8 protein-coding genes and 1 tRNA gene are annotated in these 9,898 nt (G+C 63.0%); 8 read left to right on the top strand and 1 reads right to left on the bottom strand.

Annotation, left to right across the window (positions count from 1 at the left end; translation table 11 throughout):
* Positions 1–115 precede the first annotated feature (115 nt).
* A tRNA-Leu gene (locus tag HMPREF3120_RS00930) sits at positions 116–199 on the bottom strand.
* Positions 200–365: 166 nt separating this feature from the next.
* Here HMPREF3120_RS00930 and HMPREF3120_RS00925 point away from each other — a divergent pair.
* Genes HMPREF3120_RS00925 through crgA form a run of 8 tightly spaced genes read left to right on the top strand, consistent with a single transcriptional unit; the run spans position 366 to position 9,760 of the window.
* Positions 366–1,259, top strand: coding sequence for a DUF3662 and FHA domain-containing protein (locus tag HMPREF3120_RS00925; protein WP_070421957.1), 894 nt, complete (start codon positions 366–368; stop codon positions 1,257–1,259).
* 18 nt (positions 1,260–1,277) lie between these two features.
* The gene (locus tag HMPREF3120_RS00920; protein WP_070421956.1) at positions 1,278–1,727 is read left to right on the top strand and encodes an FHA domain-containing protein FhaB/FipA; all 450 of its coding nucleotides are present in this window, start codon (positions 1,278–1,280) and stop codon (positions 1,725–1,727) included.
* Complete coding sequence (locus HMPREF3120_RS00915; protein ID WP_070449918.1) at positions 1,724–3,094, top strand: PP2C family protein-serine/threonine phosphatase; 1,371 nt, start codon at positions 1,724–1,726, stop codon at positions 3,092–3,094. The genes HMPREF3120_RS00920 and HMPREF3120_RS00915 overlap by 4 nt, the downstream gene beginning before the upstream one ends.
* Positions 3,091–4,434 (top strand): FtsW/RodA/SpoVE family cell cycle protein, encoded by a 1,344-nt coding sequence (locus HMPREF3120_RS00910; RefSeq protein ID WP_070449915.1) that lies wholly within the window; start codon positions 3,091–3,093, stop codon positions 4,432–4,434. Before HMPREF3120_RS00915 ends, HMPREF3120_RS00910 begins: the two co-directional genes overlap by 4 nt.
* On the top strand, positions 4,431–5,876 hold the full coding sequence (locus tag HMPREF3120_RS00905) for a penicillin-binding transpeptidase domain-containing protein (protein ID WP_070449912.1): 1,446 nt from the start codon (positions 4,431–4,433) through the stop codon (positions 5,874–5,876). Before HMPREF3120_RS00910 ends, HMPREF3120_RS00905 begins: the two co-directional genes overlap by 4 nt.
* Complete coding sequence (locus tag HMPREF3120_RS00900; RefSeq protein ID WP_070449909.1) at positions 5,876–7,372, top strand: serine/threonine-protein kinase; 1,497 nt, start codon at positions 5,876–5,878, stop codon at positions 7,370–7,372. Before HMPREF3120_RS00905 ends, HMPREF3120_RS00900 begins: the two co-directional genes overlap by 1 nt.
* Positions 7,373–9,460, top strand: a complete 2,088-nt coding sequence (gene pknB / locus HMPREF3120_RS00895; protein ID WP_070449906.1) for a Stk1 family PASTA domain-containing Ser/Thr kinase — start codon at positions 7,373–7,375, stop codon at positions 9,458–9,460.
* 24 nt (positions 9,461–9,484) lie between these two features.
* A complete protein-coding gene (crgA, locus tag HMPREF3120_RS00890; RefSeq protein WP_070449902.1) occupies positions 9,485–9,760 on the top strand; it encodes a cell division protein CrgA in 276 nt (91 codons plus the stop codon).
* Positions 9,761–9,898 lie beyond the last annotated feature (138 nt).

Genomic DNA, 9,898 nt, shown 5'->3' with positions numbered 1-9,898 from the left:
GCGAAAATCAGACACACATTTTGCTACTTAACCCAAATTTCCTACCACCTTCAGGGGTCAAAACAGCAAAAGCCCCGACCCACACTCCGGAGAGTATGTGTCGGGACTTAGTTTGTGCCCGGGGGGGGACTTGAACCCCCACGTTCTTGCGAACACTGGCACCTGAAGCCAGCGCGTCTGCCAATTCCGCCACCCGGGCGGGCGACTTGATAAATATAGAACGACCCGCGTGAAAAGTACAAACCGCCAGTCCACACCAGGTTTTAGACACGCGCGCCGCGTTTTCGGATAGGTCGTGTCGGGGTGGGCACCTATACTGTCCGAGTTACTTAAATTCGCATGTGAAGAAAGGAGGTGCGTGGGAAGTGGCGGTAATGGACAAGCTGGCAAAGCTCGATAGTTCTCTGCAGCGTGGCTTGGATAACTCTATGGCTGCGCTGTTTGGCGGCAAGGTTGTGCCGGAGGAGATTGAGGTGCTGGTCAAGCAGGAGGCACAGGATTCGCTGGTGGTCACGGATCGGGACGAGTATGTCGCTCCGAATGTGTACGCAGTGGGTGTGTCTTCGAAGGACTTGGAAAACTTGTCTAGGAATCGTGATCTTCCTGCGGACCTCGCCGATCAGCTCATGCGGTACGTGCGTAATAAGCAGTGGTTCTTGGATGGGCCGGTTGTTGTGCGTATCGCTGAGGAGTCGGGTTTGAGGACGGGTCAGCTCCGTGTGTCGTCGTATATCGACACGATGCCGGATGTGGTGAGTGGATTCGACGCCATTGTGGCGGAGCCGAAGAAGCGTGCTCGTGCCTTGAGCTCGGAGAGTAAGGAGGATGCAATGTCCGAACCGAATGCCGCCAATCCTGCAAACGGTGGCGAGTCGAATGGGCAGAATGCCACGGTGAGCCTGCTGCTGCAGGATGGCTCTTCGCGTACGTACTTGGTGCACGAGGGGTCCAACATTTTGGGCCGTTCGAATGATTCTGATTTCCGTCTGCCGGATACGGGTGTGTCGCGTCAGCACGCTGAGATCACCTGGGATGGCCAGGTTGCGGTGTTGGTGGATTTGCAGTCCACGAACGGCACGACGGTCAATGATGAGCCGGTGGATAACTGGATGCTGGCGGATGGCGACGTGATTACGCTGGGCCATTCCAACATCGAGGTTCGTATTGTTGGCGGCCAGGATGAGGTGCCGATGAATGCGAATGAGCCGGACTTCACGGATTCGGTGTCGCACCCGAGTACTGAATATTTCCAGCCGTAAAGCACCGGAAGGTTTGAGATGGATTCCACAATTATCCTCAGCGCGCGTTTTGGTTTGTTGGCGCTGTTGTGGGTCTTCATCCTGCTGGTGATGTGGACGCAGCGTAAGGATGTTGTCTCGGCGGGTGGGGCGGTTCGTCGCCAAGCGGTGGCTTCTTCGCCTGCGCCGAGGGAAAAGGCGCGCACTCTTGCGGTTGTTGCGGGCCCGTTGCAAGGCTCCCACATGGAGATTGCCAGCTTGGAGGAGTTCACTGTTGGTAGGGCTGGTGACAATGACTTCCAGCTGGGTGACGATTATGCGTCGTCACGCCATGCGCGCCTGTTCCGGCGTGGCAGTGACTGGTTTGTGGAGGACTTGGATTCGCGCAACGGCACCTTTGTCAATGGGGTGCGAATTGATCAGCCTGAGCGGGTGACCGTGGGTATGGATATGAAGATGGGACGCACGATTGTGAGGCTAATGCCGTGAAGCTCGCGCTAGATTTCGTCGCCGCGTCCGATCGCGGCCTGGTCAGGACCAATAACGAGGATTCGGCGTATGCGGGTCCGCACTTGTTGGTGCTTGCGGATGGCATGGGCGGCCACGCTGCTGGTGAGGTTGCTTCCCAGTTGATGGTGGAGCACATGGAGCACCTCGACCGCGACCCGAAGGATGCCGACATGTTGGCGTTACTGGGTGCGGCTGCGGAGGATGCGAATGCGTCTATTGCGGAGTCTGTGGGGACTCACCCGGAGCAGGCTGGCATGGGTACGACGCTGACGGCGTTGATGTTCAACGGCCAGCAGTTCGGTCTGATTCACGTGGGTGATTCGCGAGGCTATTTGCTGCGCGACGGAAAACTTACGCAGCTCACGGTGGATGACACGTTTGTGCAGTCGCTTGTCGACGAAGGCAAGCTCGCCGCCGAGGACGTGTCCAGCCACCCGCAGAAATCCCTGATTCTCAAGGCGTACACGGGCCGCGAGGTCGAGCCCCACCTGGAGCTCGTCGAGGTCAAGCCGGGCGATCGTGTGTTGTTGTGCTCCGACGGGTTGTCGGATCCGGTCACACGCGAGACGATCGAGATCGCGCTCGGCGACGGCACGCCTGAGATGGCGGCGCAGCGCCTGATTGAGTTGGCGTTGCGTTCCGGTGGTCCGGACAACGTCACCGTAGTGGTGGCCGAGGTCGTCGAGGTTGACGACGACGCGGACGTCCCCGAAACACCCGCCGCAGTGAAGGCCGGCGCGTTGGTGCCGGCTGTGGAACAGACACACCCAGATTCCTCCGCGAGCCGGGCCGCGGCGCTGCTGCGCAAGTCGGAGACGATCACCCCGGACCACAACCGGGCGAAGACGCAGGAGTCGGATTCCGCCGACTCCGACGAGGAGTCCCACTCAGCAACCGCGAAGGCTAAGCAGCCGAGCTCGGTGTGGCCGTGGGTCGTCGCCACGCTTGTGCTGCTGTTGGCGCTGGTTGTTGGCGGTGCGGTGTGGTCGAAGTCCCGCATTGTGGACGAGTACGCGCTGACAGTAAACGACGACAGGCAGTTCGTCGTGGAGCACACCTCGCGCAGCAACCCATTCGCCGCAGAGAAGGTCGAGCGCATCCAGCACGCCTGCCTGGGCAAGGACGGCGATCTGCGTGTGATTTCGGCGAACTCGACGCCGGAGGACTGCCACCTGTTTAGCGTCGATGACCTGCCGCAGGAAGAGCGCGAAGCAATTGTCGACGAGGGCTTCACCGGCACGTACGACGAAGTGCTTGGCCGGTTGAAGGACTTGGCGGATGATGCCTTGCCGGGTTGTGTGGATAAGCAAAAGCCCGAGGACAACAAGTGCCGGGAGGTTCAATGAGCAGGCTGACTGCACGTAGCCGCGAACTGCTGCTGCTCCTGTTCGCCACCGGCCTGCTGCTGCTCATGCTGTTCGGGCTGGAGACCAGCCAGGGGCACACCCTGTCCACCGAAATGCTGTACCTCGTGGGCGGGTTCATCGGTGTGTACGCGATCGCGCACCTGTCGCTGGCGTTTCTTGCGCCACACGCGGATCAGGTATTGCTGCCGATGGTGGCGCTGCTCAATGCGATCGGACTAGTGGTGATTTACCGGCTTGACCTCGCCGAACGCCCTGGATACGGGCCTTTGGCAGAGCGGCAGATGATGTGGTCGCTTGTCGGCGTGGGGCTGATGGTGCTCACCCTGCTCGTCGTGCGCGAGCACCAAGCGCTGTCGCGGTACTCGTACCTGCTAGGCCTGGTTGGCCTAATTTTCCTGGCGCTGCCACTGGTGTGGCCGCAGCCGGAAGGCCACGCGGATGCCCGCATCTGGCTGTGGCTTGGTCCGTTTTCTATCCAGCCGGGTGAGTTTTCCAAGATCCTGCTGCTGATCTTCTTCGCTCAACTGTTGGCGCAGAAACGCGCCCTGTTTACGGTGGCGGGTCGCAGGTTCCTGGGGTTGACGTTCCCGCGTGTGCGCGACCTCGCGCCGATTCTGATGGTGTGGGCGATTGCCATTTTGATCATGGCGGCATCCAACGACTTCGGTCCGGCGCTGCTCCTGTTCGCCACCGTGCTGGGCATGGTGTACTTCGCCACCGACCGCATCTCCTGGCTGGCCATCGGCCTGGCCCTCGTGGCCGTCGGTGGCTACGCGGTGTACCAGGTGAGCGGGAAGATTCAGGAGCGCGTGGCCAACTTCATCGACCCGTTCGCAGACTTTGAAGGCATTGGCAACCAGCCCGCCAACGCCCTGATCGGCCTGAGCTGGGGCGGTATGACCGGCACCGGTTTGGGCTACGGCCACCCAGAACTCGTGCCGGTGGCGCACTCCGACTACATCCTCGCCGCGATCGGCGAAGAGCTCGGTCTGGTCGGTATCGCTGCCGTGCTGTGTCTGTTCGCCATCTTCATCACCCGCGGATTCCGCACGGCGATGCAGGTGCGTGACTCCTACGGCAAACTGCTGGCTGCGGGCCTTGCGCTGACGATTGCGATCCAGATCTTCGTCGTCGCCGGTGGCGTGTCTTCCATGATGCCGATGACAGGCCTGACCACGCCGTTTATGTCTGCCGGTGGTTCGTCGGTGATGGCGAACTACATCCTGCTCGGCCTGCTGCTGCGTATCTCGAGCAGCGCGAACCGCCCGGCGGAGTACGACGAAAGCACGCAGCGACGCCAGGTGGTGGGTGCCCGATGAACAAGTCGATCCGTTACGGCGCCGTCGTCTCCCTGCTGCTGATTACCGCGCTGCTTGTGAACTTCACCATCATCCAAACCATGCGTGAAGACGAATATGCCCAGGACCCGCGCAATTCCCGCACGGTGATGGAGCTCAAGCAGATCAACCGCGGCAACATCAAGGCCGGGGATCTGACGCTTGCAGAGTCGTTCAAGAACGAACAGACCGGCTACTTCCAGCGCACCTACCCGAACATGCCGTGGTCCTTCGCCCCGGTGGTCGGCTACGTGTCCGACCAGTACGGCACCGCCCAGCTTGAGGCGGGCCTCAATGGGGAGCTCACAGGTGAGGGTGGGTCGTCGTCACGCTTCCTGCGCACCGGGCTCGAGGATTCGAAGAAGGGCGACGATGTCGAGCTCACCATCAACCCGAACCTGCAGGCGCTCGCTTTCGACCAGCTTGCACAGCCTGGTTACAACGGTGCTGTGGTGGCGCTGCGGCCGTCGACGGGCGAGGTGCTGGCCATGGCCTCGACACCGAGCTACGACCCCAACGAGATCGCTAACCCTGCTACTGCCGGCGACACGTGGGCGCGGGTGAACAACGACCCGGGCCGCCCGCTGCTCAACCACGCAACGCAGGAGCAGCTGCCGCCGGGATCGATCTTCAAGATCATCACCACTGCCGCTGGCCTGCGCAACGGTTACACGCCGGAATCGCCGCTGACCGGCGATGCGCAGATCATCCTGCCCGGCACCGACAACCTGCCGCTGACCAACTACGGCGGCCAAGCCTGCGCGGGCGGCGGCCAGGTGCCGCTGCGCACCGCGTTCGGCCTCTCATGCAACACGGCGTTCGTGCAGATGGCGCTCAACCTTGGGCCCGATGCGCTTCGCGACGCCGCCGCCCGCTTCGGCGTCGGCCAACAATACGACCTCGGCCTGCCCAACGCGGCAGGTTCCCTGGGTGACCTGCCCGGCGCGGCGGAGCTTGGCCAGTCCGCGATCGGCCAGCGCGACGTCACCATGACCGCCCTGCAGGCTGCGGTGATGACGGCGGCGGTGGCGAATAAGGGCCAGCGCATGAATCCGTTCGTGGTCAAGCAGGTGCGTGACTCAAACGGCAAGGTTTTACGTGAAACAAAGCCGAAGTCGCTCGGCGAGGCCGTAACGGAAGAGGAAGCCGCAACGATCACGGACTTGATGTACGGATCTGAACGCTGGACCTACGGTTATGACGGCAACGGCTTCGCCTCAAAGACCGGCACCGCCGAGCACGCCGAGGGCGCCGCCCCGCACGTCTGGTACGTGGCGTTTGATCCGCGGAAAGACGTGGCGGTGGCGGTCGTCGTAAAGAATGGCGGCAACTTGGGCGAAGGCGCAACCGGCGGCCAAGTGTCCGGACCGATCGGCCGCACCGTACTACGCGCAGCACCTGCACCCGTGGAAGGAGACAAGTGATGAACACCGAAAGCCGCGAGGACCTGCAGAAACTCATCGGGTCGAACTACGAGCTGCAGTGGATCATCGGCCACGGCGGCATGTCCACCGTATGGCTCGCCGACGACATCCACCACGAGCGCGAAGTAGCCATCAAGGTGCTGCGCCCGGAGTTTTCCTCCAACGAGGAGTTCCTCACCCGATTCCGCAACGAAGCCCAGTCCGCTCAGGGCATCAACTCCGACAACGTGGTGGCGACCTACGACTACCGCGAGGTGGAGACCGAGGGCGGGTTCACCGTCTGCTTCATCATCATGGAGTACATCCGCGGCGAGTCGCTGGCGGACCTCATTGCCCGCGAGGGCCAGTTGGATGAGGCGGTCGCGCTTGACGTCCTCGAGCAGGCCGCGCACGGTTTGGCGGTGATTCACCGCATGGGTCTGGTGCACCGCGACATTAAGCCGGGCAACCTGATGATCACCCAGAACGGGCAGATCAAGATCACGGACTTCGGCATTGCCAAGGCGGCGGCCGCAGTGCCGCTGACGCGTACCGGCATGGTGGTGGGCACCGCCCAGTACGTCTCCCCGGAGCAGGCTCAGGGCATGAAGGTGACGTCTGCCTCCGACGTGTATTCGCTGGGTGTGGTGGGCTACGAGATGCTCTCCGGCAAGCGCCCGTTCACCGGCGATTCTTCGGTGTCGGTGGCGCTCGCCCACGTCTCCGCCGAGCCGCCTGCGCTGCCGATTTCGGTGTCTGCCCCGGCGCGTGAACTCATCGAGATCGCCCTGCGCAAGACCCCCGGTCAGCGCTTCCGCGACGGCAACGAGTTCCAGCTCGCCATCGCCCAGGTCCGTCAAGGCCTGCGTCCCGCCCAGCCTGGTGGGAACACGCAGGTGGTGGCCATGGAGCCGTCCGCCACCGCGTCGACTCAGATGTTGGCCAACGTTGCCAGCGAGCGCACTGCCCGTCCCGCCGGCGCGTACCCTCCGTCCGCAGCTCGCGCAGTTGCTTCTCGACGACCCCCCGCACCCGCACCCAAACCAGCCCCGGCTGCCCCGGCTCCGCAGAAGAAGTCGGCGGCTGGGCCGGTCGTCGCTACGCTGCTTGGGCTCGCGCTTGTCGGTGTGATCGCAGCTTGGGCGTACACCGCAGGCGTGTTCGACCGTTTCACCGGCGGCTCCACCCCGACCACGACTCCGACCGTGGCCACCCAAACCGCAGTGGAGGAAGAGGAGCCCGAGACGGAAACCGTGGCTACCACCACGCACCACGAGCGCACCACGGTCACCGAGACGCACGCGCCCGGCACCGTGAGCTTCGTCGAGCCACCTGAGCAGCACGAACCTGCACCGGACGACGAGGCACCCGAAACAACCGCGCCGACCTCGGCAGAGCAAGCCCCCACGTCGGCACCGGCAACCAGCGTGGCACCAGCCCCGACGCAGGAGACGAATGCGCCGGCGCCTGGGATAGAATTGCCAGACCTTGAAAACTTGTTCGGAGGTGGCAGGTAAATGCTGATCGCGGACCGATATGAACTCGGCAACATCATCGGCACCGGCGGCATGTCAGACGTATATGCAGCCACTGACGTCGCGCTTGGGCGTGACGTCGCCGTGAAGATGCTGAAGATCGACATGGCGCGCGACGAGAACTTCCGCGAGCGCTTCCGCCGCGAAGCCCAAAACTCGGCGCGGCTGAACCACGAGAACATCGTGGCGGTCTACGACACCGGGTCGGTGGAAACCTCCGGTGTGGACGTGCCCTACATCGTCATGGAGCGCGTCAACGGCATGAACCTGCGCGACATCGTGCGCAACGAAGGTCCGCTTACGCCCGAGCGTGCGGCGAAGCTGCTGCTGCCGGTCACCCGCGCGCTGCAGGCCAGCCACGACGCTGGCATCATCCACCGCGACATCAAACCCGCCAACATCATGGTCACCAACACCGGCTCGGTGAAGGTGATGGACTTCGGCATCGCGCGCGCGTTGGACGATTCCACCTCCGCCATGACGCAAACCTCCGCGGTGATCGGCACCGCTCAGTACCTCTCCCCCGAGCAGGCCCGCGGCAAACCGGCCGACGCACGCAGCGACATTTACGCACTCGGCTGCGTCATGTACGAAACCGTCACCGGTGTGCCGCCGTTTGAGGGCGAATCCCCCTTCGCCGTCGCCTACCAGCACGTGCAGGAGGACCCGGTGCCGCCGTCCGAGCGGATCCCGAACCCGCTGACGGACAACGAGGCCGTCAACGTGGATTCCGTCATCCTCACCGCGATGGCAAAACACCCGGCGGATCGCTACCAGACCGCCACCGAAATGGGCGAAGACCTGCAGCTCCTTGAGCACGGCAACGTCACCACCGCTGCGCGTAACCACCTGTCCGCCGCCGAGCACGACGCGGGCGCGCACGCTGTGGACAACACGGTTGTGGTTGAGGGTGCGGTCAGTGGGCCGGCTCCGCGTCGCAGAGAAGCAATGGCTCCAGAGGCCGCACAGCACACCCGCTACGCCGACCACCGCGCCGCCAACGAGAAGACCTCCTCGAACACGCTGAAGTGGATCGCGGCGCTGCTGAGCCTGGTGCTCGTCGGCGCAGTGTCCTGGTTTGCGTACGACTACTTCTCCGAGGGCAACAAACCCGCCATCACGCAGGAAAAGATGGTGCAGATCCCCGATCTGACCGGCAAGCCGCGCAACGAAGCCGTCCAGGAACTCGAACGCCTTGGCTTCCAGGTCTCCGTCATGGACGAGCCGAGCCCGGACATCAAACGCGGCGACGTCATCGCAACCAATCCAGCAGCAGGCTCCGAACTGAAGCAGGGTGCGGTGGTGAAACTGACCGTTTCCTCCGGCAAGGAGATGACAGACGTGCCAGACGTGACCAACCTGACCACGGACGAAGCGATCGAGGAGCTGGAGAAGGCGGGCCTCGAGCTCAACCCGAACGTGCGCCGCGAATCCAGCGACAACATCGAAGAAGGCATCATCCTGAGCCAGCAGCCTGCTGGCGGTACCCAGATTGCCAAGGGCTCGCGCATCGCGATCACCGTCTCCTCCGGCCCCGACATGGTCCAGGTGCCGTCGCTGGTGGGGCTGAACGTGGAGCAAGCCACCGCGACCCTGTCGTCGCTGCAACTGCGCGCCACTGTGACCAAGGTGGACTCCGAGCGTCCCGAGGGTGAAGTGCTCGCCGTCGCCGGTGAAAACACCGACGTGCCCACCGGCACCACCATTGAGCTGCGCATTTCCAACGGCATGCTGATGAAGATGCCGAAGATCACGCACCTCGAGCCGTCGGACGCTGAGCGCGTGCTGCGCGACGCCGGCTGGAGCGGCCGCATGGTCGCCGGGCCCACCGTGCCCACCGGCGCGCTTGTCGACGCCGGGCAGATCGGCCACCAAGAAATCCCCGCCGGCGACCTGATCCGCAAAGACCAGGCCATCAACTACAACCTGTGGAAGTTCGACGCCGGCGCCTTGCTGCCGCAAAATAACGCAGCTGCAGGTGAGGCTGATACAGTTTCACCCCAGAACGCTGTAAACGCGGCAAACGCGGCAAACGCGGTACGCAACATGGAACGCAGGCTCGGCCTGTAACCCCAGAAAGCAACGGAGACAACGATGCCTAAAGCGAAAGTAACCAAGGACCCGGTCCGCCCGGTCAGCAGCACCTCCACCGGCGTGTCCCGTACCCCTGTCAAGGTCAACACCGGTGGCACCCCAGTGTGGTACAAGGTCATCATGTTCGGCCTCATGATTCTCGGTCTGGCGTGGCTGATCCTGTACTACCTCGCCGGTGACCAAATTCAGTTCCTCGCCGAACTCGGCCCGTGGAACTACGCCATCGGCTTTACCGGCATGATCCTCGGTCTGCTGATGACCATGGGCTGGCGCTAAACCGGTTTTCCCTGCTTAAACGGGGCGTCGCGGAGTGTTTCCGCGGCGCCCCGTTTGTTTCGTTTACCCCCGGATTCGGTGAATTCTACAACAGTTTTCTGCACAAACCTGTGCACTCGATTATCACTTTATCAGTGA

Source organism: Corynebacterium sp. HMSC11D10 (genome assembly GCF_001806995.1).
GTDB classification, from domain to species: domain Bacteria; phylum Actinomycetota; class Actinomycetes; order Mycobacteriales; family Mycobacteriaceae; genus Corynebacterium; species Corynebacterium coyleae.
The sequence above is the reverse complement of the archived record's forward strand: the minus strand, read 5'-3'. Positions and strand labels throughout refer to the sequence as shown.

What these genes read in the sequence shown, in the direction of transcription:
- pknB (WP_070449906.1), top strand. Translation starts at nt 7,373, where the DNA reads ATGCTGATCGCGGACCGATATGAACTCGGCAACATCATCGGCACCGGC.
- crgA (WP_070449902.1), top strand. Translation starts at nt 9,485, where the DNA reads ATGCCTAAAGCGAAAGTAACCAAGGACCCGGTCCGCCCGGTCAGCAGC.
- HMPREF3120_RS00910 (WP_070449915.1), top strand. Translation starts at nt 3,091, where the DNA reads ATGAGCAGGCTGACTGCACGTAGCCGCGAACTGCTGCTGCTCCTGTTC.
- HMPREF3120_RS00900 (WP_070449909.1), top strand. Translation starts at nt 5,876, where the DNA reads ATGAACACCGAAAGCCGCGAGGACCTGCAGAAACTCATCGGGTCGAAC.
- HMPREF3120_RS00905 (WP_070449912.1), top strand. Translation starts at nt 4,431, where the DNA reads ATGAACAAGTCGATCCGTTACGGCGCCGTCGTCTCCCTGCTGCTGATT.
- HMPREF3120_RS00920 (WP_070421956.1), top strand. Translation starts at nt 1,278, where the DNA reads ATGGATTCCACAATTATCCTCAGCGCGCGTTTTGGTTTGTTGGCGCTG.